The following is a 26,997-nucleotide window of genomic DNA, read 5'->3' as shown; positions in this document are numbered from 1 at the left end:
TTCGCGGCAAGGCCGCTGCGGTGACCGGGGCAGAGTGCTGCCCGTGATGACGACCACCGCAAGGACACGAAAGAGTTCGTGCCCGGAACTACTCCCTTTTGGGATCAGTATTTATCTATTGTCGATGTCGGTACGCGCACCAGTCAAGCCGCGCCTCTTAAGCAAGTCGCGTATGTCATCGGCACCCAGATCCGTTGGCGGGACTTCAACGACACCTGGCTGGCCGCCGAGTGGTGTCGGGATGGTTTAATTCGGTCGTTTGGCGCAAACGATTGTCGAAGTTGCCTAACCATGTCGCTGTGGCGCAAGCGAGCCAGTCATCCTTGCGGGTTCACCCCGCAGGCACACGCACCCAGCCTTCCATCAGCACGCGCGCGCTTCGGCTCATGACTGCCTTGGTGACGGTCCACGTACCGTCAATCAGCACCGCTTCAGCTCCCACCCGCAACGTGCCCGACGGATGGCCAAAGCGTACCGCCAGGCGCTCACCACCGCCGGCCGCCATATTCACCAGCGTGCCTGGAATGGCCGCGGCGGTGCCGATGGCCACCGCCGCCGTACCCATCATGGCGTGATGCAGCTTGCCCATCGACATCGCGCGCACGAGCAGGTCGATGTCGCTCGCCTTCACCGGCTTGCCACTCGACGCGATGTAATCGGCCGGGCTGGCGACGAAGGCCACCTTGGGTGTGTGCTGGCGCGTGGTGATCTCCTCGAGCGAGCCGATCAGGCCCATGCGCAGCGCGCCGTGCGCGCGAATAGCCTCGAACATCGCCAGCGCCTTGGCATCGCTATTGATGGCGTCCTGCAGCTCCGTGCCGGTGTAATCGATCGCGGAGGCTTCGACGAAGATGGTGGGAATGCCGGCGTTGATCATGGTCGCCTTGAGCGTGCCGACGCCCGGCACCTCCAGGTCGTCGACGAGGTGCCCGGTGGGGAACATTGCGCCGCCCGAGCCATCTTCTTCCTCGGCGGCTGGGTCCATGAACTCCAGTCGTACTTCGGCGGCAGGGAAAGTCACGCCGTCCAGCTCGAAATCACCAGTTTCCTGCACCGCGCCGTCGGTCATCGGCACATGGGCAATGATCGTCTTGCCGATGTTGGCCTGCCAGATGCGCACGATGGCGATGCCGTCGCGCGGCAAGCGCGTGGGATCGACTAGGCCACCCGCGATGGCGAACGGGCCAACTGCCGCCGACAGGTTGCCGCAGTTGCCGCTCCAGTCGACGAAGGCCTTGTCGATGGCGACCTGGCCGAACAGGTAGTCCACGTCATGGTCTGGGCGGCTGCTCCTGGACACGATCACCGTCTTGCTGGTGCTGGAGGTGGCGCCGCCCATGCCGTCGATCTGCTTGCCGTAGGGATCGGGACTGCCGATCACGCGTTGCAGCAGCGCATCGCGCGCGGCCCCCGGCACCTGCGCCACTTCGGGCAGGTCCTCGAGGCGGAAGAACACGCCCTTGCTGGTGCCGCCGCGCAGGTAAGTGGCGGGAATGCGGATCTGGGGAAGCGATTCCATGGGTATGTTTTCCTGTGGTGACTGGTCCGCGCCTGCGCATATGCGCAGTGGAGTCACGAATGCGAGTTGATGCTACTCGGGTGCCTCACCTACTCGTCATTCCTGCTTTCGCAGGAATGACGGGCAAGAACGAAGGTCGCCAAGGCCTTTCATATCGCAGCCAGCGGTCAGGCCGCTTGCGAAGCCTCGAGGAAGTCCTGCGCGAAGCGCTGCAGCACGCCGCCAGCTTCGTAGATCGACACTTCCTCGGCGGTATCCAGGCGGCAGGTTACCGACACGTCGACGCGCTCGCCGTTTTTGCGGTGGATGACCAGCGTGAGGTCCGCACGCGGCGTGCGCTCGCCGGCCACATCGAAGGTCTCGGTGCCGTCGATGCCCAGCGTCGTGCGGTTGGTGCCTGGCTTGAACTCCAGCGGCAGCACGCCCATGCCGATCAGGTTGGTGCGGTGGATGCGCTCGAAGCCTTCAGCCGCGATCGCTTCAACGCCCGCCAGGCGAACGCCCTTTGCGGCCCAGTCACGCGACGAGCCCTGGCCATAGTCGGCACCGGCGATGATGATCAGCGGCTGCTTGCGCTCCATGTAGGTTTCGATTGCTTCCCACATGCGCATGACTTTGCCTTCCGGCTCCACGCGGGCAAGCGAACCCTTCTTCGCTTCGCCATCGACCACCGCCATCTCGTTGAGCAAGGTGGGGTTGGCGAAGGTGGCGCGCTGCGCGGTGAGGTGATCGCCGCGATGGGTCGCGTACGAATTGAAGTCCTCTTCCGGCAAGCCCATCTTGGCGAGGTACTCGCCCGCTGCGCTGTCGAGCATGATTGCGTTCGACGGCGACAAGTGGTCGGTGGTGATGTTGTCGCCGAGCACTGCCAACGGACGCATGCCCTTGAGCGTGCGCTCGCCTGCGAGGGCGCCCTCCCAGTATGGCGGACGACGGATATAGGTGCTCTGTGCACGCCAGTCGTACAGGGGCGCGGCGCTGGTGCCGACGTGGCCGGTACGAGCGAACATCGGCTCGTAGACTTTGCGGAACTGCTCGGGCTTCACGCTGGAGGAAACGATCGCGTCGATTTCCTCGTCGCTGGGCCAGATGTCCTTGAGCATCACCGCTTGACCGTTGGCGTCAACGCCAAGCACGTCCTGCTCGATGTCGAAGCGGATGGTGCCGGCGATGGCGTAAGCCACCACCAGCGGCGGCGAAGCCAGGAAGGCCTGCTTGGCATACGGGTGAATGCGACCGTCGAAGTTGCGATTGCCGGACAGCACGGCGGTGGCGTAAAGATCGCGCTCGATAATCTCCTGCTGGATCACCGGATCGAGCGCGCCAGACATGCCGTTGCAGGTGGTGCATGCGAACGCGACGATGCCGAAGCCGAGCTGCTCCAGTTCTGGCAGCAGGTTCGCCTCCTTCAGATACAGCTCCACCGCCTTGGACCCTGGCGCGAGCGAGCTCTTCACCCACGGCTTGCGCGTGAGGCCGCGCGCATTGGCGTTGCGCGCCAGCAGCGCCGCCGCGATCACGTTGCGTGGGTTGCTGGTGTTAGTGCAACTGGTGATGGCGGCGATGATCACCGCGCCATCGGGCATCTGGCCCGGCTTTTCTTCCCACTGGCCGGCGATGCCGCGCGCAGCGAGATCGGAGGTGGGCAGGCGCTTGTGCGGGTTGGACGGGCCAGCCATGTTGCGCACCACGGAGGACAGGTCGAACGTCAGCGTGCGCTCGTACTGCGCAGCGATGAGCGTGTCGGCCCACAGGCCCGCGGCCTTGGCGTAGGTCTCCACCAGCTTGACTTGTTCGTCGCTGCGGCCAGTGAGGCGCAGGTAGTCGATGGTCTGGCCGTCGATGAAGAACATCGCGGCGGTGGCACCGTATTCGGGTGCCATGTTGGAGATGGTGGCGCGATCGCCCAGCGTGAGGCTGGCCGCACCTTCGCCGCGGAACTCCAGGTACGCGCCGACCACCTTCTGCTTGCGCAGGAATTCGGTGAGCTCAAGCACGATGTCGGTGGCGGTGATGCCGGGCTGTCGCTTGCCGGTGAGCTCCACGCCGATGATGTCGGGCAGGCGCATCCACGAGGCACGGCCGAGCATCACGTTCTCTGCCTCCAGTCCGCCCACGCCGATGGCGATGACGCCGAGCGCATCCACGTGCGGCGTATGGCTGTCAGTGCCCACACAGGTATCGGGATAGGCCACACCGTTCTGCACCTGGATCACCGGCGACATCTTCTCCAGATTGATCTGGTGCATGATGCCGTTGCCCGGAGGGATCACGTCGACGTTCTCGAACGCCTTCTTGGTCCAGTTGATGAAGTGGAAACGGTCCTCGTTGCGGCGATCCTCGATGGCGCGGTTCTTCGCGAACGCATTCGGGTCGAAGCCACCGCACTCCACCGCCAGCGAGTGATCGACGATCAACTGCACCGGCACCACTGGGTTCACCTTGGCCGGGTCGCCACCACGCTCGGCGATTGCGTCGCGCAGGCCGGCAAGGTCGACCAATGCCGTCTGGCCGAGAATGTCATGGCATACCACGCGTGCAGGGAACCAGGGGAAATCGCGCTCGCGCTTGCGCTCGATGAGCTGCTTGAGCGACTCGGTGAGGATCGCCGGATCACAGCGGCGCACCAGATTCTCGGCGAGCACGCGCGAGGTATAGGGCAGCGCGTTATAGGCGCCTGGCTGGATCGCCTCCACGGCGGCACGTGCATCGAAATAATCCAGCGACGTGCCAGGGAGAGTTTGGCGGTAGACGGTATGCATAAATATCAAGAACCCCTAGAGATAAACGCCCGGCTGACCGCAGGCTGATACTCGGCGCGCGCCCGCCGCTGCTCGATCGGCACTTATGGCCAGTCTCGTGGACCATGGCCGCACACGCCCCCCCCGGATGGAAGTGGCACCCTGCGCGTGTCCCAACAGCTGAAGTGCCCGTGCCGGCGACCAAGGCGAAACCACACCCGTGACAAAGGCACGATCGAGAAATCGCACTATTAGCTCGTTATTGTAACGCACCCTCCCAGGCGCGACCCAACCAAGGCCTGCGTTCGCGCAGTGATTCGCGCATCTTCTCTGTTCCGTCGGTCGTCCTCAAAAGCTCGCTCAGGCCGTACCGCAGGAACATGGCGCCAAGCTCGCGGCGCGGCAATAGAACAGCGTGGCGGCGTGGTAACGGAACGGAACTGAGGCAAGGGGGCACTCATGTTTCGTCGGGTGACGTGGCCATCGAGTGGCTTAACCGCGTTGCGGAGGCGCAAGATGGCGCAAACGCCGTTGCGGCCGGCGCGCGTTCACCACTACCTGGCTGTCGCTAATTTCGTTGCAAAACCGGCAGTTGAGGAAAGCGACAGAGTTACGTGTTCCCGACAAGTGGGGTCACCTGTCCATACAATCTGGGCAGCATCTTCCCGTAGCCGCGAGATATCCCCATGAGTGCGCATGACATCCGCTCCGCCAAGCGTCCCGATCCCGACCAGCCGATGGTCGATATCGCCAACTATGTAGTCGACTACAAGATCGACTCCACCGAGGCGTACGACACTGCGCGCTACATGCTGCTCGACTCGCTGGGCACGGCCATGCTGGCGATGAAGTTCCCCGAGTGCGTCAAGCATCTGGGCCCGGTCGTGCCGGGCGCCAATCTGCCTGGCGGCGCGCGCGTGCCGGGCACCAGCCATGAGCTCGACCCGGTGCAGGCGGCGTTCGCCATCGGCACGCAGATCCGCTGGCTGGACTTCAACGACACCTGGCTGGCCGCCGAGTGGGGTCATCCGTCCGACAACCTTGGCAGCATTCTCGCCGTGGCCGACTACCTCAGCCGCAAGGCTGAGCGTGAGAGCGGCAAGCCGATGACAGTGCGCGATGTGCTCACCTATGCCATCAAGGCTCATGAAATTCAGGGCTGCTACGCGCTCAAGAACAGTTTCAATCGCGTCGGCCAGGACCACGTGATCCTGGTGCGCCTGGCCTCCACGGCGGTCGCCACGGCGATGCTGGGTGGCAACAAGGAACAGATCACCACCGCTGTCTCCCATAGCTGGATCGACAACGGTGCACTGCGCACCTATCGCCACGCGCCGAACACCGGTCCCCGCAAGAGCTGGGCCGCCGGTGATGCGTGTCGTCGCGCCGTCACCCATGCCATCAACGCGGTGTATCGCGGCGTGGTGGGCTACCCGTCGGCACTCAGCGCGAAGACCTGGGGCTATTACGACGTCGCCTTCAAGGGCAAAGCGTTCGAGTTTGAGCGTCCGTTTGGCAGCTACGTGATGGAGAACGTGCTGTTCAAGATCAGCTTCCCGGCCGAATTCCATGCCCAGACCGCGGTCGAGTGCGCCATGAAGCTGCACAGTCAGCTCGCCGGCAAGATCGACCAGATCGAGAAGGTGGTGATGGAGACCCAGGAAGCGGGCGTGCGCATCATCGACAAGACCGGTCCGTTGGCCAATTACGCCGACCGCGACCATTGCATCCAGTACATGGTGGCTGTGCCGCTGATCTTTGGCCGTCTCACCGCCGATGATTACAACGATGAGGTGGCCGCCGACCCGCGCATCGACGCGCTGCGCGACAAGATGGTGGTCAGCGAGAATCCGCAGTTCACCAAGGACTATTTCGATCCGGAAAAGCGTTACATCGGCAATTCGGTTCAGGTGTTCTTTAAGGACGGCACCAGTACCGAAAAGGTCTCCATCGACTACCCGATCGGCCACCGCAAGCGCCGCGCCGAGGGTATTCCGGTGCTGCTGAAGAAGTTCGAGGCGGCCATACGCGGCCACTTGCCAGCCCACCGGGTGAAGGCCATTCTGGGCGCCACGGCGGACCCAGCCAAGCTGGACGCCATGCCGGTTCAGGATTTCCTGGCTCTCTTCACGTTGTAAATACGGCGTGACGTGAAAATGAACGGGCGTTTGGGGTCGATTTGCAATTGTTTAACTTTTGCTAAACTACTCCGCGCCCGTTTCGGGTAAAAACAAGCTTCATAGGTTCGAAGTCAAGTTCGTGGATTCGATAGGAATTGAATTTCACGATTGATGCTTTTCCCGTCTGGGGTGAACGGACGCGTACACCAATAAACGAGGAGACACCTGATGAAACGTAAGGGCCTGTACCTACTGATTGCCCTCGCCCTGGGCGGCGCCGGCGCCGTTCACGCGCAGGACAACACTTCCAGTTCCGCTCCGACCACAACGCCAAGCTATGACGGCCGCTGGTATATCGCCCCGACCGTCGGTGGCTACTACAACGACACCGACCGCAACACCAACAGCCGCCAGTTCTACTACGGCCTTGGCGTTGGTCGGTTCTTCTCCCCCAACTTCTCGCTCGACCTGTTCTTCGATCGCACCAAACGCGACAGGGACGCTTTCCTGAATGGCACACGCGTCAACGGCGACAAGTGGGCTAATAACAACTGGGGCGTCGCTGCCCGTTATTACTTCCGCGACTGGACCGATTGGCGTCCGTACCTGCTCGGTGCCGTGATCGGCAGCTACCACCAGAACAGTGTCGACAATGGGTGGGATCCGGCCGCTGAACTTGGCGTCGGTGTGTCCAAGACCATCACCGACAGTTCTGATTTTCGCGTCGAAGGTGGCTACCGCTACGACTGGGACGACAAGACCCAGAACAAGAGTGGCTACGGCGACTGGTTCTTGGGCGTCAGCATCGTGTCTCGCTTCGGCGAACCCGCTGCTGCTCCGGTAGTTGCACCGCCGCCGCCGCCGCCGGATTGCTCGAAGCTCGACAGCGATGGCGATGGCGTCAACGATTGCGACGACAAGTGCCCGAACACGCCGGCCGGTACCATCGTCGGTCCGGATGGTTGCCCGCAGAAGGTCGTGATCGATCTGCGCGGTGTGAACTTCAAGTTCGACCGTCCGAAGAAGGGCGAGAAGGACATCGCCAAGGCGTTGGCAGAACCGAGCAAGGACTCGATCGCTGTTCTCGACCAGGCTGTCGACACTCTGCAGCGTTACCCGCAGGTGCACGTCACCGTGGCCGGCTACACCGACTCGGTGGGCAAGGATGCGTACAACCAGGATCTGTCCGAGCGTCGTGCGAAGATCGTGTACGACTACCTGGTCGGTCACGGTATCGACGCCAGCCGTCTGGAAGGCCCAACCGGCCACGGCAAGAACGATCCGATCGACAGCAACGACACGGATGCTGGCCGCGCCCGCAACCGCCGTACGGAGCTGCAAGTGCAGCAGTAATCGAACTTGTCATGCAGTACCGAAAAGCCCGGCGCAAGCCGGGCTTTTCTTTTCTCGGCCGCGTGCAAGTGAATAGCGTGCATCGCCTGCGTGGCATGTTGTCGCATCCAGCACGCTAGCGCACAACGCAAACAGTACTTGCCTGAACCTTGGCTCACCAACACCGTCTCGCTATGTGTGCGATGCACTTAACGGTTTTGCTACACTTCGCCGCCATTGCGATCTTGTGACACTTTGATCAGGCGCAATGCGAGGGACATTTACGTCCTTGGAAGTAGAAGTCAGTTTTGACGCGCGCTTCCGTCTGGGGTGGGAACGGACGCTAATACCAATAAACTAGGAGACACCTGATGAATCGTAAGGGCTTGTATTTCCTGATTGCCCTGGCCCTGGGCGGCGTAGGTGCCGTTCACGCGCAAGACAACACTGCCGGTGCGACCACGCCGAGCTATGACGGCCGTTGGTACATCGCTCCGACCGTGGGCGGCTACTACAACGATAGCGATCGCGACACCAACAGCCGCCAGGTCTATTACGGCCTCGGTGTGGGTCGCTTTATTGCCCCGAACACCTCGATTGATCTGTTCTTTGACCGCACCAAGCGTGACCGTGACAACGCCGCTGGCGGCGGTCGTTGGGCGAACAACAACGTCGGCGTTGCCGCTCGCTTCTACTACGGCGACTGGAACGCATGGCGTCCGTACGCTCTCGTGGGCGTGATGGGCAGCTACCACCAGAATAGTGTCGACAATGGCTGGGCACCGGCCGCCGAGATCGGCGCTGGCGTGTCCAAGACCATCACCGACAGCTCAGACATCCGCATCGAAGCCGGCTACCGCTACGACTGGGACGACAAGACCCAGCCGAGCAAGAACGGCTACGGCGATTGGTTCCTGGGCTTCAGCCTGGTTTCTCGCTTCGGCGAGCCGGCCGCTGCTCCGGTGGCTGCCACTCCGCCGCCGGCTGCTCCGGATTGCTCGAAGCTCGACAGCGATGGCGATGGCGTCAACGATTGCGACGACAAGTGCCCGAACACGCCGGCCGGTACCATCGTCGGTCCGGATGGTTGCCCGCAGAAGGTCGTGATCGACCTGCGTGGTGTGAACTTCAAGTTCGACCGTCCGAAGAAGGGCGAGAAGGACATCGCCAAGGCGCTGGCCGAGCCGACCGCTGACTCGATCGCTGTTCTGGATCAGGCTGTCGACACCCTGCAGCGTTACCCGCAGGTGCACGTCACCGTGGCCGGCTACTCCGACTCGGTGGGCAAGGACGCGTACAACCAGGATCTTTCCGAGCGTCGCGCGAAGATCGTGTACGACTACCTGACCGGCCATGGCATCGCTGCCAACCGTCTGGAAGGCCCGATCGGCCACGGCAAGAACGATCCGATCGACAGCAACGACACGGATTCCGGCCGCGCCCGTAACCGTCGTACGGAGCTGCAGGTCCAGCAGTAATCGGACTTGTCTTGTAGTACCGAAAAGCCCGGCGCAAGCCGGGCTTTTCTTTTTGCGCATGGCGCGACTCTGATCGATGAGAGTCGCCCGCCGGCCCCGCCCGCTTCACTTGAGCATCGATTGCACCGATCGCCTACCATGACGCTGGCGCCATTATCGATGTCTTCGCTCACCTCGTGCCTATGCGTCCTTTTCGATCGAACACAACTCCACGCTCGACGGCAACGCCACGCCACGGGCTGGCGCGCGTGCTCAGCAAGCTTGGCGTGTGCTCACGCAGTCAGGCGGAAAAGGCGGTGCGCGAAGGCAGGGTAAGCGTTGACGGCAAGGTGGTGCTCGATCCCGAGCGGCCGACTGATCCTGACCGTCAACGCCTCAGTCTCGATGGCGAACTGGTCGGTGCCGCGACTCGAATCTATTTGGCTCTCAACAAGCCGCGCGGCATTGTGGTGAGTGCGGCGGACGAACGTGGCCGCGACACCGTCTATGACCTGATGAAAGAAGCAGGCTTGCCATGGCTAGGCCCGGTCGGGCGACTGGACAAGGCCAGCGAGGGCTTGCTGCTTTTAAGCAATGACAGCGTGTGGGCAGCGAAGCTCACCGAGCCCAGGCATCACGTGGACAAGACCTATCACGTGCAGATCGACAGCATTCCCGATCAGGCATTGCTGGATCGACTGGTGGCGGGCGTGGTGGAGCAGGGCGAGCGTCTGACCGCCAAGCGTGCGGTATTGCTCCGCAGCGGGGAGAAGAATGCATGGCTGGAGATTGTGCTGGACGAAGGACGCAACCGGCATATTCGTCGGTTGTTGGCGGCGTATGACATCAGCGTGCTGCGGTTGATTCGCGTAGCGATCGGGCCGTTGGTGCTGGGCGAGCTGGCGAAAGGCCAGTGGCGTCATCTGGAACCCAGTGAAGTGCAGGCTCTGTCCGCTTCCTCTCCCCTCCGGGGAGAGGATTGAGGTGAGGGGCGGGTGCTCGCGGCAAGGCTCGCCGATAGAGCCCGCTCTGCTCGCGCGCTATCGCAAGATTGGCCCCTCACCCTAGCCCTCTCTCCCACAGGGACTACCTTCGGGTCGCCCGGAGGGGAGAGGGCATACGGGATCAGATCACGCCTAGCTTCTTGCCTACCTTGGTAAACGCTGCAATCGCCTGGTCGAGATGTTCACGCGTGTGTGCCGCGCTCATCTGCGTACGGATGCGTGCCTGGCCTTGCGGCACCACGGGATAGAAGAAGCCGGTGACGTAGATACCTTCTTCCAACAGTTCGGACGCCATCGCTTGTGCCTTCTTGGCGTCATACATCATCACCGGGACGATCGGGTGCACGCCCGGCTTGATGTCGAAGCCGGCGTTGATCATCTGCTCGCGGAAGTAACGCGTGTTTTCCTTCACCCGATCACGCAGATCGCCAGCGGCTGACATCATGTCGAACACCTTGATCCCCGCAGCCACCACATGCGGCGGCAGTGAGTTGGAGAACAGGTACGGGCGCGAACGCTGACGCAGCATCTCGATCACTTCGCGATGACCGGTGGTGAAGCCGCCCAGCGCGCCGCCGAGCGCCTTGCCCAGCGTGCCAGTGATGATGTCGATCTTGTTCAACACACCGCTGACTTCGGCCGAACCGCGGCCCGTGTCGCCGAGGAAGCCGGTGCAGTGGCACTCATCGATATGCACCAGCGCGTTGTATTTCTGCGCGAGTGCAGTGATCTGGTCGAGCGGAGCGATGAAGCCGTCCATCGAGAACGCGCCATCGGTGGTAATCAGCTTGGTGCGCGCCCCGGCGGCATCGGCGGCCTGCAGCTGCTTTTCCAGATCGGCCATGTCGCAGTTGGCGTAACGGAAGCGCTTTGCCTTGCACAAACGGATGCCGTCGATGATCGAGGCGTGGTTGAGCGCGTCGGAAATGATCGCGTCCTCTTCGCCCAGCAACGGTTCGAACAGACCGCCGTTGGCGTCGAAGCAAGCGGCGTAGAGGATGGTGTCCTCGGTGCCGAAGAACTCGGCGATCTTCTTTTCCAGCTGCTTGTGCAGATCCTGCGTGCCGCAGATGAAGCGCACCGAAGCCATGCCGAAGCCGTGGCTATCCAGCGCATCCTTCGCGGCCTGAATCACCTCGGGGTGATCGGCCAGGCCCAGATAATTGTTGGCGCAGAAGTTGAGCACTTCCTTGCCGCTGTCCAGGCGGATCTTCGCCGACTGCGGCGAGGTGATAATGCGCTCGGCCTTGAACAGGCCCTGCTCACGGATCGATTCGAGTTCGCTGACGAAGCGCGACTGGCCGGGGTAGCTCATGGGGGAAATTCCAACGGGACAAAGGTCTATTTTGATCCAGCAGGGCCGGGCTGTGAAGGAAAAGGGGAAAAGTTTGGCGTGAAGGTCTGCAGTCCGCGCCAGCTCAATGTGCACGCGACGGTTTGGCTTAGCGGTATCAGCCAGATGTTGCGGTCGCGCACAGGGCGCGCTCCTACCGGGGGCGTCGCGGGGCGGAGATGGCACTCATCTCCGCCCATTACTGATGGAGGCCGAACTCCACTCGCGTTGTCTTGCCGTTGTCGTCGATGCCCTTGGTATCCAGCACGGGTTCCTTCATCGAGACGCGCTTATCGTCGAGCTTGCCCTTTATCCACGCCTGTACCGAGGCAGCGCGCCGCTCGGCCAGGTCATGCATGGCCTTGGGGTCCACCGACACGTTGGTTTCCATCAGGCTGCGCATCTCGTCGGGTTCGAGTGACTTCTTCAGGCCGATGATGTTCTTCGGCTTGTTCGGGAAGTCGTCGTTCTTGTAGGCACGCTTGAGGTACTTCTCGTACTCGTCCGGAGTGACGTTGACGGCCGACAGCGCAGCATTGGACGTGTCGGCGTTCTTGCCCGACTGGTCTTCGACTTTCGCGCGGCGGACCAGGTAGTCCACCGTGAACTTGCGCAGCCCGTCCTGATCCTTGGACGGATCCACGCGGCCGATGATGTCCAGGTTCAGTGCCGTCTTCTGGTTGAGCATGGCCACGACTTTGCCGAGCCTTTCTTGCGCTTTGCTGTCCAGCACGTCCGAACCGGGGTCGAACTCCACATATCCCAGATCCTCGTGACTACCGCCAGCGAACGCCGCACCCAACAAACGGAATGGTGCGGTGACGGCCTTCGCGATGAGGTTGCCGATGGCGCGCCAAATCAGGCCGCCCATGCTGAACTGCGGGTCGTCCAGCGAGCCGGACACCGGCACATCCACGTCGATATTGCCGTTGAGATCCTTGAGCAGCGCTACGGCAAGCTTCACCGGCAGATGCTGGATGCCAGGGCTTTCGTCGCGATCTCCAAAGGTCAGCTGGGTGATGAAAATGTGGTTGTCGGCGTTGAGCTTGCGCTGGTCCAGCATGTAGTGGACATCCATCGTCAGCTTGCCGCCAGTGATCGGATATCCGGTGTATTTGGTGGAATAGGCGGTGAGTCTGGTCAACTCGACGTCGTTGGCCTTGCCCTTGATATCCAGGAAGGCCACCGGCTGCAGCGGGTTGATGGTGCCGTCGATGTCCACCGGCGAGTCGTCATCCAGCGCCGCTTGCACCGATAGCTCGGCGGGCGGTTCGCCAGGCGTGCTGCTGATGGCGCCGATCTTGCCCGTGAGTTTGGTGAGATTGGCGGTGTAGTTGGGCTTGATGAAGTTGTCGGTGTAGTTGAGCTGGCCATTGATCAGTGTGATGCCGCCGATGCGCATATCAGCCGCCGGTCCCGCTGGCGTCGAGGGCGCAGCGGTGGCAGCCGCAGTCGTCGCGGTGGCTGGCGCCTTTGCTGGTGGCGGCGTTGGTGTCTGTGATTTGGGTGCGGTGGCCGTCGTGCTCTCGGCTCGGGTAACCGACACCGGCGCCTCTTCAGGTTTAGCCACCACATCAGACAGGTTCAGCTTGCCGTTCGCGTTGATGATCATGCGGGCGTAGAACGAACTGAGCACCAGCCCGCCCATGTGCATGCGCGGGACGCCTTCACCGTAGACCACGTCGAGGTTGGAGGCGCTGAGCGTCCGCCATCGCAGAAAATCGTCGCCGGTGAGTTTGTCCTGGACGCGTACCTGCTCCAGCGCTGCGTTGCCGCGATAGGTGAACTTCGGTTCGGTGCCGCGACCGTCGTAGTGCAGCTTGCCGCTGCTGCTGATGCGTGCGCTGGAGATGGTGACGTTCAGCGGTACGCTGATGTAGGGCTCGAAGTTGGAGATGTCCAGCCGCTTTGTCTCTAGCTGGATATCGGCCAGCGTGGGTAGAGGCTGCAGCTTGCCGTTCGCAGTGAATGTGCCCTTGTCGATCGTGCCCGACAACTTCATCTCGCGCGGCTCGTCGAGCCGGTCGCTCAGGTTGTCCATGCCGCCGCTGACCGAGTCGATCTTGATCTTCACCGGCTTGTCGCCGGACGCCATGTCGGTCACGGCAATGGCAGCTTTATCGAAAGCGAGATGCGCTATGTTCCAGTGCCACGGCGGCCCGCTGGCCACCGGCTTTTTGGGTGCGTTCTTGGCGGCAAACAGATCCACCACGCTGATGTGCTTGTTGCTGTCGCGCTGCACGTCGAGGCTGAGGCCGCTGGCCTTGACCGTGCCCAGTTGGGCCTGTTGTGTGGCCAGGTCGACCTGGGTGATCTCCGCCTCCAGGGTGCTCCATGCCACCGGCGATGCATGGCCCTTGAACTGCGGCTCCATCGCAAAGTCGGTCGCCGTCGCGTGCGCGTCGGCAAGATGCACGTTGAACGGCGTGCCCCAGCCCACCTGCAGCTTGCCATTGGCGTCGAGCTTGCCCTTGGTCACGCGTGCGGCCACGCCCTGATAGGTAGCGGCCTGCATGGGCGCCATGTCGACCTGCTTGACGTTTAATGCGGCGGCCAGCTTGCTCTTGGCAAGATCCACCGTGCCCTTCAGCGAAACATCGCCGCCGAAAAACTGCGCCGTCACGTCCAGATTCGCCGCGGGGGCTGCCTGCATGCTCAGCCCATGCATGTTTCCTCGCAGGTTGCCCAGGTCGATCTTGCTTCCGGCGGCGTCGGTGTAATGGATGGCGCTGTTGGTGAGCGTCATCGAAGCGATGCGCAAATCTGTCGGCTCCGCTTTCTTGTCGGCATCTGGCTTGGCCGGGGCTGCCGTCAACGTATCGAAATTGCTGTGGCCTTCGGGGCCCGCAGAGTAATAGAGCTGTGCGTGATCCAGCGCTAGCGTGCCCAGCACGTAGCGCGACTGCAGCGGTTGCACATCGGAAAAGTCGACCGTGCCCTTGCCAAGGCTGAGGATGGCCTGGCCGTTGCTGCTGTTGAGTACGAATTCGTCCAGTTGCAGGCGGCCGGTGAGCTGCAGTTGCGTCGTAGGCTTGGCCTGTACGAAATGAAGATCCAGCTTGCCGCTGAGCAGACCTTTCGGGATGGCGATGGGCAACGGCGTCGGCACATAGCCGATGTATCGCGACAGGTCGAGCTTGTCGAGCTGGAAGTTGACAGTGGACTCGCGGTTGTCCGCGAACGGCTTGGCGTGGCCTTCGATATGCAGCGGGCTGCCGTCCACGTGCATGGCCAATAGCGGTTGCACGAACACGTCGGTATCGCTGGGCAGGTTGGCAATGAAGGGAATGCCGAGCTCCAGCTGCTCGACATGATGATCGGCCTTCAGCATCTGGTCGTCGAACGCAATGTCGCCGTTATGCACACTGATATTGGATAGCGCAAAGCGCGTGGGCGGCGCCTTGGGATCGGACGGCTGCGCGGCGAAGCGGTCGATGATGTCGCTGAAGTTGAAACGCTGGTCTGCCGTGCGCACGATGTGGAGTCGCGGATGTTGCAGGGCGAGTTCGTCCAGCACTGGCGCCATGCGGAATATGGAAGTCCACGAGGCATTGATCACCGTCTGGTCAATATCCACGAAGGCCGATTTACCGTCGCGGTCGGCGATGTGGAGTTGATCCAGTTGCACGCGTAGCGTGTACGGATTGAGATGGACGGCCCCTAGCGTTACCTGCCGTTGCAGCGCAGCGCTGGCGCGCTTTTCGATCTGGCCGCGGATGATGGATGGCGCGGCGAGGAAGCCGAGCAGCCCGAAGATCACCAGCACAATGGCCAGGATCAGCAGCGTCTTGCGCACGCGATGCGATCGATAGACGGTCAGGGCGCGGTCGCGTCCCGCTGCCAAACGGGGGTTGCTGAAGAGGTCAGCCATACCGACGATGCTCCCATGACATCGCGTGCCGACCGTGTGTGGCCTTCTGGCCCTACACCTTCACAATCCCGGCGATTCTGTCGGCCGCACTGACGGCCAGTGTACTAGGGCGATCCTGACCGAAGAACGTCTACTCCACCGGCAAACCGGTGGAGTAGGGCGTTATGTGATGGCTTCGTGGAAACTCAGTTCCAGGAACAGACGACCTTGCCGCATTTGCCGGCATCCATCAGGTCAAAGCCCTTCTGGAAGTCGTCGATGGCGATCTGGTGGGTGAGCACCTTCTGCAGCGGGAAGCCGGTGAGCACCATCTGGGTCATCTTGTACCAGGTCTCATACATGCGGCGGCCGTAGATGCCCTGCATGGTGAGGCCCTTGAAGATCACCTTGTCCCAGTCGATGCCCGCGCCCTTGGGCAGGATGCCGAGCAGGGCGATTTTGCCGCCGTGGTACATGCAGTCGAGCATGTCGTTGAAGGCGCGCGGGTTGCCGCTCATTTCCAGACCCACGTCGAAGCCTTCCATGTGAAGGTCCTTCATCACGTCCTTCAGCGACTGGTTGGCCACGTTCACCACGCGGGTGGCGCCCATGTCGGCCGCGAGCTTCAGGCGATAGTCGTTGATGTCGGTGACCACCACGTTGCGTGCGCCCACGTGCTTGGCGATGCCCGCGGCGATGATGCCGATCGGGCCGGCGCCGGTGATCAGCACGTCTTCGCCGATCAGGTCGAACTCCAGCGCGCAATGCGCGGCGTTGCCGTAGGGGTCGAAGAACGCGGCCAGCTCGGAGGGGATCTGGTCCGGGATCGGCCACAGGTTCGAGGCTGGCATGGTCATGTACTCGGCGAACGCGCCATTGCGGTTCACGCCGATACCCACGGTGTTGGGGCACAGGTGCTGGCGGCCGGCGCGGCAGTTGCGGCAATGGCCGCACACGATGTGGCCTTCGGCCGAAACGCGGTCGCCGATCTTGTAGCCGGTGACGCCGGGGCCGATCTCCACGACGCGGCCGACGAACTCATGGCCGATGGTGAGGCCGGGCTTGATGGTGCGCTGGGACCAGTCGTCCCACTTGTAGATGTGCAGGTCGGTGCCGCAGATCGCGGTCTTTTCCATCTTGATCAGCACCTCGTTGGGGCCGACCTCGGGAACGGGCACTTCTTCCATCCAGATGCCCTGCTCGGGCTTGCGCTTGACCAGGGCTTTCATCATCTGAGGCATGGGATTTCCGTGGGGGAAGGGCGGGAAAACCATCATTATAGAAGGCGGGGCGCGCGACCGCCTTCGTGCAGTGCAGCGTTGCCCCTGGGATCCTCAGGGGCTAGTGTCGTAATTTTTTGCGATTACCCGTTGGGGGATGGATGAAGCGACCGACGTTTCAGCTGCTGGGCGCAGCGATGGGGCTGGCCATGGCGACTGCCGCACAAGCCGACGAAGGCATGTGGATGCCCTCGCAACTGCCTTCCATCGGCAAGCAGTTGCGTGCTGCCGGCTATCAGGGCAACCCGGCCGACTTGGCCGACCTCACCAAGGCGCCATTGAATGCGGTGGTGAAGGTCGGCGGCGCCACCGGCTCCTTCGTCAGCAGCGACGGCCTGGTACTTACCAACCATCACGTGGCTTTCGGCGTTATCCAGTACAACAGCAACGCGCAGCGGGACCTGATCCAGAACGGTTTCGTATCTCACGGTCGCGCTGAAGAACTGCCAGCCAATCCAGACTTTCGCCTGCGCGTCACCACCGGATTCGACAAAGTCACCGATAGAGTGCTGGCGGGTGCCAGGGGCAAGACGGGGCGCGCCTATTTCGACGCGGTCGACGCCAGCAGCAAGGCGCTGGTGGCCGAGTGCGAGCGTGAGCCGGGCATGCGCTGCAGCGTCGTCAACATGTTCTACGGTCGCGACTTCTATCTGGTGAAGCAGTTGGAGCTGCGCGACGTGCGCCTGGTCTATGCGCCGCCGCGCGCCATTGGCAACTACGGCGACGAGGTGGACAACTTCGTGTGGCCACGTCATGCAGGCGATTTCACGGTGCTCCGCGCCTATGTCGGCCCGGATGGCAAGCCGGCCGACTACGCCAAGGAGAACGTGCCTTATCACCCGCCGGCGCATTTGCAGATTGCCAGGCAGGGCGTACGTGCAGGTGATTTCGTCATGCTTGCGGGATATCCCGGCATTACTTATCGCCATCGCACGGCAGCCGAGTTTGTCGACCAGGTGCAATGGCGTCTGCCGACCACGGTGGAGGTGATGCGACAGCTGCAGGAGGTAATCGAGGATACCGACCGCTCCGATCGCCAGGCCGCGATTCGCTACGCTTCCCAGCTGCAGTCGTTGAAGAACAACATCAAGCGCTTCAGTGGCGAGCTGGATGGCCTCAAGCGCAGCGACGCGGTGACGATCCGGCGTAAGGACGAGGATGCGATGCTGAGCTGGCTCGATCAGCAGCCCACCGCGAAAACGTTGCGTCCGCAGATCGATCAGGTGAATCAGCTGATTGCTGCAGGCAACGCCACCCGTGAACGGGAATTGCTGCTTGGCCTGATGCAGTCGCAGACGCAGCTGCTGCGTTCTGCCTTGATGCTGCAGCGCCTGGCGTATGAGCGTGGCAAGCCGGACACTCAACGCGAAGCCGGCTACCAGCAGCGCGACGAGGACCTGATCGCTGGCACGCTACGTCAGGTGCAGCGGCGTTTCGACCCCGCGGTGGAGAAGCGTCTGCTGGCCGCACTGCTTGGTCGCTATCAGAAGCTGCCCGATGCGCAGCGTCTGCCGGAATTCGATGAAGCCTTCGGACATTCGCCTGTCGAGTTGGCGGCCAAGCTGGACAAGCTCTATGCGACAACAACTCTTGGCGATGAAGCACAGCGACTGCGTTGGTTGAAGGCTGACCCAGGCGAGTTGGCCAAATCCAACGATGCGCTGCTCGTGCTTGCGGCCAAGCTGCTGCCAGCGCTGCTGCGCGGCGAAGACGAGCGCAAGATGCGCGAAGGCGACCTGTTGCGGCTGCGTCCGGCCTATATGGAAGCCTTGATTGCGTACCGCGAAAAGCAGGGGCGCGCAGTTTATCCGGATGCGAATGCCACCTTGCGTGTGAGCTACGGCAAAGTCACGCCGCTGCAGGTACGCGATGCGGTGACCTACGAGCCGCTCACCACCACAGCGGGTATCGTCGAAAAGAACACCGGCACCGAACCTTTCGACGCACCCAAGCCGCTGCTCGATGCCATCGCCAAGGGTGATTACGAAGGTTATTCGGATGCGAAGACCGGTGCCATGCCCGTGGACTTCCTCAGCAACCTCGATACCACGGGCGGCAACTCCGGTTCGCCGGTGCTCAATGCGAAGGGAGAGCTGGTCGGCCTCAACTTCGACAGCAACTGGGAGGCTGTGAGCGCGAGCTGGATGTTCGATCCGCGCTACAAGCGAGCCATCCATGTGGATCTGCGTTACATGCGCTGGTTGATGGACAAGGTGTACCCGGCGCCGCAGCTGCTGAAGGAGCTGGGCGTGCCCGGGCAGGCCACGCCGTAGGCACGTATCGCAGCAGCTCACCCACTGAGCGGCATGCCGGTATCACCGTTCCGCCGGCCTGTCGCGCACTGGGTGAACCACCGCAGAAAGCGCGGCCCTTTCTGCTTCACACGGGTTTCATTGCGGCAAGCGTGCAGTACGCCTCTTATTCCGAGATTTGGGGGCGTCATGAATCACTCTAACGAAGACTGCTGTGGCGCAGTAGACGATGCCGGACGCCGCACGGTATTGAAGTCTGCGCTGAGTCTGGCCGCTTTTGGCGCGCTAGGTGGGGCGTCGTGGATGCTGCCCGGTTTTGCGCAGGCTGCCGCCCTTACCAAGGCGCAGCGCGACGCCATGACGCCGGATGAAGTCATCGCCATGGCCAAGCAAGGCAACGAGCGCTTTCGTGCCGGCAAGATGGAGACGCACGACTATCTCGCGCAAAAGCGTGCCAGCGCCAGCGGTCAATACCCGGCCGCGGTGATCCTTAGTTGCATTGATTCGCGTGCACCCGCCGAGATCATCCTCGACGCAGGCATTGGCGACACCTTCAATGCGAGAGTTGCAGGGAACATCGTCAATGACGATCTGCTCGGCAGCCTTGAGTTCGCTTGTGCGCTGGCCGGCTCCAAGGTCGTGCTGGTGATGGGGCACACGGGCTGCGGGGCCATCAAGGGCGCTATCGACAACGCCAAGCTCGGCAACCTCACCGGATTGCTCGACAAGATCAGGCCGGCCGTCGATGCCACTCAGTTCAGCGGCGAACGTAGCAGCAAGAACGATGCATTTGTGGATGCCGTTGCGGCGACGAATGTGCGCCATACGATCGATGAGATCCGCCGTCGCAGCGAAGTGCTGGCAGGGCTGGAGAAAGACGGCAAGATCAAGATCGTCGGCTCGATGTATCACCTGGTGGGCGGCAAGGTCGAGTTTTACGAATAGGCAACTCCTGCTCTGGAAGAGTGCCCTGCGCGCGACAGGACGATGACCCGGTGATGCCGGGACTCTCCGGGCGCGCGCCCGGTTCGCCCATGCAAGGGGAAGCGAGCTTGCTTGCCTTTAGAATGGCGGGATGCCGATCGACCAGCGCCCGCTCGCCGTTTTCCTGATGGGCCCGACCGCATCGGGCAAGACGGCGCTTGCCTGCGCGCTGAGCGAACAATTTTCGGTGGAACTGATCAGCGTCGATTCGGCCCTGGTCTATCGTGGGATGGATATCGGTACGGCCAAGCCTGATGCCGCGATGTTGGCGCGTTACCCGCATCGGTTGATCGATATTCGCGATCCTGCTGAGCCTTACTCGGCGGCTGACTTTCGCGTTGATGCCGGAGCAGCGATGCAGGACATCACGGCGCGGGGTAGGGTGCCGCTGCTGGTGGGTGGTACGGGTCTTTATTTCCGCGCATTGCAGCAAGGTCTTTCGCAGCTGCCCGAGGCGGATGCGACGATCCGTGAACGCCTTGCAGCCGAGGCTGCCCGTGCGGGCTGGCCCGCGTTGCACGAGCGGCTGCGGCAACGCGACCCGATAGCAGCCACCCGTATCGGCCCCAACGATGCGCAGCGCATCCAGCGTGCGCTTGAGGTCATCGAACTTACCGGACGCCCGCTGTCCGAACAGCAGCAGGGAGGGAGTGGACAGCGCTTTCCCTGGCGCGTGTTGAAGCTTGCCCTGTTGCCGGCTGATCGTGCGCCGCTGCATGCCCGCATCGCCCAGCGCTTCGATGCCATGCTCGCGACTGGATTGCTCGACGAGGTGCGTGCGCTGCGCGATCGCAGCGACCTGCATGCCGATCTACCGGCGATACGTGCCGTGGGCTATCGCCAGGCCTGGGAGCACCTGGACGGCCAGATGGACGCCGCCGAGTTCCGCGATCGCGGCATTTTCGCTACCCGCCAGCTGGCCAAGCGGCAGATCACCTGGCTGCGTAGCGAGCTCGACGCGCGGGTGTTCGATCCTGATCGAGTTGGGGTGCAGGAACGTGCTGGGGACGCTTTGCAGCTCTTTCTGGGTGATCACGAGCGGGCCTGAAGACGTGGTTTCTAAACGTCTTCTTCACACATCTTCAAAGCGTGCATTTTCTCTTTCATCAATGATTTAAAAGTGGTTAATATTCCTCAATCTTGGGCCGGGCGCCGCGTGCGTCTTTTATCCGGCCCGTCCGTTTTGCGAGGGGAGAACAAGAAATGTCCAAAGGGCAATCATTGCAAGATCCGTTTTTGAACGCTTTGCGCCGGGAGCGCGTTCCGGTCGCCATCTATCTGGTCAACGGCATCAAATTGCAGGGCACGATCGAGTCCTTCGATCAGTTTGTCGTGTTGCTGCGCAATCAGGTCAGCCAGATGGTCTACAAGCACGCGATCTCCACCGTGGTGCCCAGCCGCAACGTGCGCGTCAGCAACGGTCCTGAAGGTCATGGTGACGCTTCCATCGCGGCGGGCGACGCCGAGGGTTGATTCGACGGGCCTGTCGACCCATCTGAGTAGGGAAGGAGCCTGACCGGGAAGAACGCCATGGTCGGGCCGGGTATCAACGTACACTTCCCTCTCCAGCCAAGCGCCGCGGGCCTGTTGCTCGCGGCGCGGCATCTCTATACAGGTCTTCCCACCCTAGTGTTTGATCGTCAAAAGAAAGGCGAGCGCGCCGTCCTTGTCCTCCCCCATTCACGTGGCGAGGGCGATGCGGCGCGGCGCACAGAAGAGTTCGCCGAGCTGGCCAAGTCGGCTGGTGCCGAGGTGCTCGGCAGCATTCCCGCCCGGATCGACGCACCCAATCCGCGTTACTACATCGGTACCGGCAAGGCCGACGAGGTCGCCGAGGCCGCGCGGGCGCTTGATGCGGACCTGGTGCTGATCGACCACATTCTCTCGCCGGTCCAGGAGCGCAACCTCGAAAAGCTGCTCAATATCCGTGTGGTTGATCGTGCAGGCTTGATCCTGGACATCTTCGCGCAGCGCGCTCGCTCGCACGAAGGCAAGCTCGAGGTGGAGCTGGCCCAGCTCAAGCATCTGGCCACGCGCCTGGTGCGCGGCTGGACCCATCTGGATACCCAGCGCGGCGGTGCCATCGGCAACCGCGGCCCGGGCGAAACCCAGCTGGAAACCGACCGCCGCCTGCTCGCCGAACGGGTGAAGATGCTTACCAAGCGGCTGGAAAAGGTGCAAACCCAGCGCGGGCAGCAGCGTCGTGCGCGCCTGCGCAATACAGTGCCGCGCGTGGCGCTGGTGGGCTACACCAACGTGGGCAAGTCCACCCTGTTCAATGTACTGACCGAAGGCGAGGTATTCGCCGCCGACCTTCTGTTCGCCACGCTCGACCCCACCGTGCGCAAGCTCGACGGACTGTCCTGCGGGCCAGCGGTGCTGGCTGACACGGTGGGCTTCATCCGCGAGTTGCCGCATGACCTGGTAGCCGCCTTCCGCGGCACCCTGGCCGAGGCACGCGACGCGGACCTGCTGCTGCACGTGAGCGATGCTGCCGACGATGAGCGCGAACGTCTGGCGCGGGTGGTCGACGTCGTGTTGGAGGAAATCGACGCGGGCGATCTGCCGCAGCTTCGCGTCATGAACAAGATTGACCTGGCCGGCATTGGGCCGCGCATCGATCGCGATGCCGACGGCCGTCCGACCACCGTGTGGCTATCGGCCGCCACCGGGCAAGGTTTGGAGCTGCTGCGACAGGCCTTGGGCGAACTGCTGGGTGGTGAGCGCGTGCAGTCGGAGCTGCGTCTGCCGCACTCCGCGGGCCGCCTGCATGCCCGCCTCAAAGCTGCTGGCGCTATTGCCGGTGAAGAGGTGGACGAGGATGGCTGGCGCCTGAGCATCGATGCCCCGCGGAGTGTCATCGCCCCCTTGAGTGGTGGCAGTGCCACCGAAGCGGCCTTGCTGCGTGAGCTGCTGGGCGCCGCAGAGGAACCCCTGTAGGGGCCAGCCAGTGCGCGAAAAGCCTACGGAGAGGGCACGTTGCGGTCACGCACTGGACGCGCTCCCGCAGCAGGCAGGCAGCACATGGGAGGAATCCCCGTCCGGCTCTGATAGAATCCGCAGTGTTTGTGCGGCCATCCGGGCCTGGGCGGCACACTTGCCACAACAAGCACCCAACACCATGTCCAAACCCGTTCAATGCGTTTTCCGGCCAATGTTGCCGGCCTCCCAGCGGCCTCAAGGAGACTGACCATGGCCTGGAACGAACCCGGTAACGGGCAGCGCGATCCTTGGGGCAAGAACCGCCCGTCCGGCAACAAGCCGGGGCTGGAGGACATCCTCAAGCAGGTGCGCGACCGCTTTGGCAAGTTGGGCGGCGGTGCCGGCGGCATCCTCGTCATCCTGCTGGCCTTCGTCATCGTCTGGGTGGCGATGAGCAGCTTTACCATCGTGGATGCGCGCCAGGCCGGCGTGGTGCTGCGCTTTGGCAAGTACTCGCGTACATTGCCGCCGGGCTTCCACCTCAAGCTTCCTGGCCCGATCGAGACGGTGACCAAGGTCGGCACGACCGAAATCCGTTCGGTCTCCGACAAGGTGCGCATGCTCACCAGCGACGAGAACATCATCTCAGTCGATTTCAACGTGCAGTACCAGGTGTCGGACGCCCGCAAGTACCTCTTCTCGCTTAGCGGCCCACCGGAAGACACGCTGCGCCAGGCCGCCGAGGCGGCCGTGCGCACCGTGGTCGGCGCCAATGTGATGGACAACATCCTCACCAGCCAGGGCAGCGACGCGACGGTTGCGCCGGCAGCGGCAAGCTCCACGGCCGCAGCTCCGGCCACGACAGTGGTCAACCCGCAGACGCGCGACACGCTGCAGCAGCAGACGCGTGAAATCCTGCAGGCCACATTGAACGAATACGATGCGGGCCTGATGGTTACCGATGTGAGCTTCCAGAACGTCGCGCCGCCGCAGGAAGTGAAGGACGCCTTCGACGACGTCAATGCGGCTCGCGAAGACAAGCAGGGCACCGAGAACAACGCGCGCGCCTACTCCAGCCAGGTGGTGCCGGTGGCCCGTGGCGATGCCTCGCGCATTGCTGCCGAAGCGCAGGGCTATGCCGCCCAGCGCGTGGCCATCGCCACTGGCGATGCTGCACGCTTCAACCTGATCCTCAAGGAATACAAGGCCGCGCCGGAAGTGACCCGCCGCCGCCTGTGGCTGGAAACGGTCGAGGATGTGATGTCCAACAATCCGAAGGTGTTGGACGGTTCTGGCGGCCGCAACATGATCTATCTGCCGCTTGACCGCGCAGCCAGCAAAGAAGTGCCGGGCGTAGGTGCGGTCATGCAGTCCGCTGGCAACGACAGCCTGGCCGGCAAGGAGAAGCAGCCATGAAGTTTCTTACCGGCATTGTCGTTGTGCTGCTTTTGCTTATCGGCTTCAACAGCCTGTTCGTTGTGCACGAGGGCCAAACCGCCCTGGTGCTGCAGTTTGGCCGCATCGTGCGTACCGGTGACACGCCGGGGCTGCATGCCAAGCTGCCACTCATTCAGCAGGTGATGACGTTCGACAACCGCATCCTCACCCTGGAAGCGCAGCCAGAGCGTTATTTCACTTCCGAGAAAAAGAGCGTCAACGTCGACTTCTATGTGAAGTGGCGCATCGCCGATAACGCGGCCTACTACCGTGCCACCGCCGGCGACGAGCTGCAGGCCGCGAATCGCCTGACGCCCATCGTCAAGGATGCGCTGCGCTTCGAGTTCAATGGCCGCACCTTGCAGGAACTGGTCGCCGCCGGTCGCAAGGACGTCACCGAGCGCGTGCGCAAGCAGACTGATATCGCTTCGCGCAAGAACCTCGGTGTTGCCGTGGTTGACGTGCGCATCAAACGCATCGACCTGCCGGACGAAGTAAGCGAATCGGTTTACAAGCGCATGCGAGCCGAGCGCACCCAGCTCGCCAACGAGCTGCGCTTCACCGGCCAGCAGGCTGGCGAAACGATCAAGGCAGATGCCGACCGCCAATCACAGGTGATCAAGGCCGAAGCCGAGCGTGACGCGGCCAAGGTACGCGGCGAAGGCGACGCCCAGGCGGCGGCGATCTATGCACAAGCTTATGGCCAGGATCCGGAATTCTTCGCGTTTTATCGAAGCCTGGCCGCGTACCGTAAGTCGTTCCAGGACGGCAAGGGCGTGCTCGTGCTCAGGCCGGATTCGGAGTTCCTGAAGTATTTCAGCGACGGCGCGTCGTCCAAACACTGAGCGGCGGTGGGCGATGTCTCGTGAACTGGTGGCTGCGTTGTGCCTCGTGCTGGTGATCGAAGGGCTGGTGCTGTTTGCCGCGCCGCGCAGCTGGCAAGCCACCATGCGCGAGGCGGTGAAACTGAGGCCGCGCACGCTGCGCCTGTTCGGTGCCGCGGCCATCGGCATCGGGTTGGTCGCGCTGCAGTTGATGCATTGAATTAATGCGGTGGATGGGCCGCTCAAAATCATCGGGACTACCAACAAAACCTGCCGTCATCCCTGCGAAAGCAGGACAAGCGCGAAGCGCGCAGAACGCCCGAAAGGGGCGAGCGTTAGCGAGTAACCCAGTGACTTGAATGGCGCTGGATTCCCGCTTCCGCGGGAATGACGAGAAAGTCTTCAACCTGTTTGTGGCCCCTTGGGGCACTTCATTCTTCAAATTAGCGAGAGCAACGTCATGGGCAAGTCAGTAGTCATCCTTGGTGCGCAGTGGGGCGACGAAGGCAAGGGCAAGATCGTCGACCTGCTGACCGAACGGGTCAAAGCCGTGGCGCGTTTCCAGGGCGGCCACAACGCCGGCCACACGCTGGTGATCAAGGGCAAGAAGACCGTGCTGCACCTGATCCCCTCGGGCATCCTGCGCGATGACGCGCTGTGCCTGATCGGCAATGGCGTGGTGCTGTCGCCGCAGGCGCTCAAGCAGGAAATCGAAGAGCTGGAAGCGCAGGGCGTGGAAGTGCGTTCGCGCCTGAAGATCAGCCCGGCTACGCCGCTGATCATGCCGTACCACATTGCCGTGGATAAGGCGCGCGAAATCGCCGCCGGCAAGTCGGCCATCGGCACCACCGGTCGCGGCATTGGCCCGGCGTATGAAGACAAGGTCGCCCGTCGCAGCGTGCGCGTTGCCGATCTGATGTACCCGCATGAGCTGCCGGAGAAGGTCAAGGCTGCCGTCGAGTACCACAACTTCATCCTCACCCAGTGGCTGAAGGCCGAACCGGTCGACTTCCAGACCGTGCTGGACGATGCACTGGCCTATGGCGAGTTCATCCGTCCGATGGTCGACGACGTCGCCACCATCCTGCACGACGTGCGCAAGGAAGGCGGTCACATCCTGTATGAAGGCGCGCAGGGCGCGCTGCTCGACATCGACCACGGCACCTATCCGTACGTCACCTCGTCCAACACCACGGTCGGCGGTGCGCTTGCCGGTACCGGCGTGGGCGCTGGCGACATCGACTACGTGCTTGGCATCTGCAAGGCGTACGCCACGCGCGTCGGCGGCGGTCCTTTCCCGACCGAACTTAACGACGAGATGGGTGAACGCCTGCGCAAGGTTGGCAACGAGTTCGGTGCCAGCACCGGCCGTCCGCGTCGTTGCGGCTGGATCGACCTCGTCGCACTCAAGCGTGCCGTGCAGATCAACGGTATCAATGGTCTGGCCATCACCAAGCTCGACGTGCTCGACGGCCTGCCGAGCATCAAGGTCTGTATCGCCTACGAATACCGCGGCAAGCGCCGTGAACTGGCTCCGCTCGATGCGGACGGCTGGGACGAGTGCAAGCCGGTGTACCTGGAGTTCCCGGGCTGGGACGAATCCACCGCCGGCATCCGCGAGTGGGACAAGCTGCCGGCAGCGGCTCGCGCTTACCTGCGTGCCGTCGAAGAGCTCTCTGGCTGCAAGCTCTCGCTTGTGGCCACGGGTGCAGACCGCGATGACACCATCGTGCTGGACGATCCGTTCGCCTGATTGGGCGTTGGTACATCCAGGCGCAAGAGAGCCCCGCATAGCGGGGCTTTTTTGTGCTCGGTCGGACATGCTTCCGACCGCGTTTCCAGCGACTTTCCCCCATCCACCCATGACTTCCGGCCATATCGGCCGCCGCACCCATACCCCACCATCGATCCGTTTTGCGTCAATTCGGGGCCGTGCCTTTGG

18 protein-coding genes are annotated in these 26,997 nt (G+C 62.7%); 13 read left to right on the top strand and 5 right to left on the bottom strand.

Annotated elements, in window-relative coordinates:
* Positions 1-331: 331 nt before the first annotated feature.
* Together prpF and acnD are read right to left on the bottom strand one after the other, a co-directional pair.
* On the bottom strand, positions 332-1,519 hold the full coding sequence (prpF, locus tag AC3CBN_RS17875; protein ID WP_488634334.1) for a 2-methylaconitate cis-trans isomerase PrpF: 1,188 nt from the start codon (positions 1,517-1,519) through the stop codon (positions 332-334).
* Between the two features lie 167 nt (positions 1,520-1,686).
* A complete protein-coding gene (acnD, locus tag AC3CBN_RS17870; RefSeq protein WP_488634333.1) occupies positions 1,687-4,281 on the bottom strand; it encodes a Fe/S-dependent 2-methylisocitrate dehydratase AcnD in 2,595 nt (864 codons plus the stop codon).
* A gap of 665 nt (positions 4,282-4,946) precedes the next feature.
* Here acnD and AC3CBN_RS17865 point away from each other — a divergent pair.
* The 4 genes from AC3CBN_RS17865 to AC3CBN_RS17850 all read left to right on the top strand — a co-directional run bounded on the left by AC3CBN_RS17865 (position 4,947) and on the right by AC3CBN_RS17850 (position 10,152).
* On the top strand, positions 4,947-6,398 hold the full coding sequence (locus AC3CBN_RS17865) for a bifunctional 2-methylcitrate dehydratase/aconitate hydratase (RefSeq protein WP_488634332.1): 1,452 nt from the start codon (positions 4,947-4,949) through the stop codon (positions 6,396-6,398).
* A 210-nt stretch (positions 6,399-6,608) separates the two neighbouring features.
* Complete coding sequence (locus AC3CBN_RS17860; protein WP_488634331.1) at positions 6,609-7,733, top strand: OmpA family protein; 1,125 nt, start codon at positions 6,609-6,611, stop codon at positions 7,731-7,733.
* 350 nt (positions 7,734-8,083) lie between these two features.
* Positions 8,084-9,190: an OmpA family protein gene (locus AC3CBN_RS17855; protein ID WP_488634330.1), complete on the top strand. Its 1,107-nt coding sequence runs from the start codon at positions 8,084-8,086 to the stop codon at positions 9,188-9,190.
* Positions 9,191-9,372: 182 nt separating this feature from the next.
* Positions 9,373-10,152 carry a pseudouridine synthase gene (locus tag AC3CBN_RS17850; RefSeq protein WP_488636765.1) on the top strand — a complete coding sequence of 260 codons (780 nt, stop codon included), beginning with the start codon at positions 9,373-9,375 and terminating at the stop codon, positions 10,150-10,152.
* A 142-nt stretch (positions 10,153-10,294) separates the two neighbouring features.
* Here AC3CBN_RS17850 and kbl read toward each other — a convergent pair whose 3' ends face one another.
* From kbl to tdh, 3 genes are all read right to left on the bottom strand, one after another.
* On the bottom strand, positions 10,295-11,488 hold the full coding sequence (kbl, locus tag AC3CBN_RS17845) for a glycine C-acetyltransferase (RefSeq protein WP_488634329.1): 1,194 nt from the start codon (positions 11,486-11,488) through the stop codon (positions 10,295-10,297).
* A gap of 217 nt (positions 11,489-11,705) precedes the next feature.
* On the bottom strand, positions 11,706-15,377 hold the full coding sequence (locus AC3CBN_RS17840) for a DUF748 domain-containing protein (RefSeq protein ID WP_488634328.1): 3,672 nt from the start codon (positions 15,375-15,377) through the stop codon (positions 11,706-11,708).
* Between the two features lie 185 nt (positions 15,378-15,562).
* Positions 15,563-16,597 (bottom strand): L-threonine 3-dehydrogenase, encoded by a 1,035-nt coding sequence (tdh, locus tag AC3CBN_RS17835; RefSeq protein ID WP_488634327.1) that lies wholly within the window; start codon positions 16,595-16,597, stop codon positions 15,563-15,565.
* 140 nt (positions 16,598-16,737) lie between these two features.
* Between tdh and AC3CBN_RS17830 the strand changes: the two genes are divergently transcribed.
* The 9 genes from AC3CBN_RS17830 (at position 16,738) to AC3CBN_RS17790 (ending at position 26,808) form a co-directional block, all read left to right on the top strand.
* Positions 16,738-18,909, top strand: coding sequence for a S46 family peptidase (locus AC3CBN_RS17830; RefSeq protein WP_488634326.1), 2,172 nt, complete (start codon positions 16,738-16,740; stop codon positions 18,907-18,909).
* A gap of 168 nt (positions 18,910-19,077) precedes the next feature.
* Positions 19,078-19,833, top strand: coding sequence for a carbonic anhydrase (locus AC3CBN_RS17825; RefSeq protein ID WP_488634325.1), 756 nt, complete (start codon positions 19,078-19,080; stop codon positions 19,831-19,833).
* A 130-nt stretch (positions 19,834-19,963) separates the two neighbouring features.
* On the top strand, positions 19,964-20,920 hold the full coding sequence (gene miaA, locus AC3CBN_RS17820; RefSeq protein ID WP_488634324.1) for a tRNA (adenosine(37)-N6)-dimethylallyltransferase MiaA: 957 nt from the start codon (positions 19,964-19,966) through the stop codon (positions 20,918-20,920).
* A gap of 155 nt (positions 20,921-21,075) precedes the next feature.
* A complete protein-coding gene (gene hfq / locus AC3CBN_RS17815; RefSeq protein WP_488634323.1) occupies positions 21,076-21,345 on the top strand; it encodes an RNA chaperone Hfq in 270 nt (89 codons plus the stop codon).
* A gap of 156 nt (positions 21,346-21,501) precedes the next feature.
* Positions 21,502-22,812: a ribosome rescue GTPase HflX gene (gene hflX / locus AC3CBN_RS17810; protein WP_488634322.1), complete on the top strand. Its 1,311-nt coding sequence runs from the start codon at positions 21,502-21,504 to the stop codon at positions 22,810-22,812.
* Between the two features lie 252 nt (positions 22,813-23,064).
* A complete protein-coding gene (gene hflK / locus AC3CBN_RS17805) occupies positions 23,065-24,210 on the top strand; it encodes an FtsH protease activity modulator HflK (RefSeq protein WP_488634321.1) in 1,146 nt (381 codons plus the stop codon).
* Positions 24,207-25,076 carry a protease modulator HflC gene (gene hflC / locus AC3CBN_RS17800; RefSeq protein WP_488634320.1) on the top strand — a complete coding sequence of 290 codons (870 nt, stop codon included), beginning with the start codon at positions 24,207-24,209 and terminating at the stop codon, positions 25,074-25,076. Before hflK ends, hflC begins: the two co-directional genes overlap by 4 nt.
* Before the next feature lie 13 nt (positions 25,077-25,089).
* Positions 25,090-25,275: a DUF2065 domain-containing protein gene (locus AC3CBN_RS17795; RefSeq protein ID WP_488634319.1), complete on the top strand. Its 186-nt coding sequence runs from the start codon at positions 25,090-25,092 to the stop codon at positions 25,273-25,275.
* A 240-nt stretch (positions 25,276-25,515) separates the two neighbouring features.
* Positions 25,516-26,808, top strand: coding sequence for an adenylosuccinate synthase (locus AC3CBN_RS17790; RefSeq protein ID WP_488634318.1), 1,293 nt, complete (start codon positions 25,516-25,518; stop codon positions 26,806-26,808).
* Positions 26,809-26,997: the final 189 nt, after the last annotated feature.

This window comes from Dyella sp. OK584 (assembly GCF_057787755.1).
The sequence above is the reverse complement of the archived record's forward strand: the minus strand, read 5'-3'. Positions and strand labels throughout refer to the sequence as shown.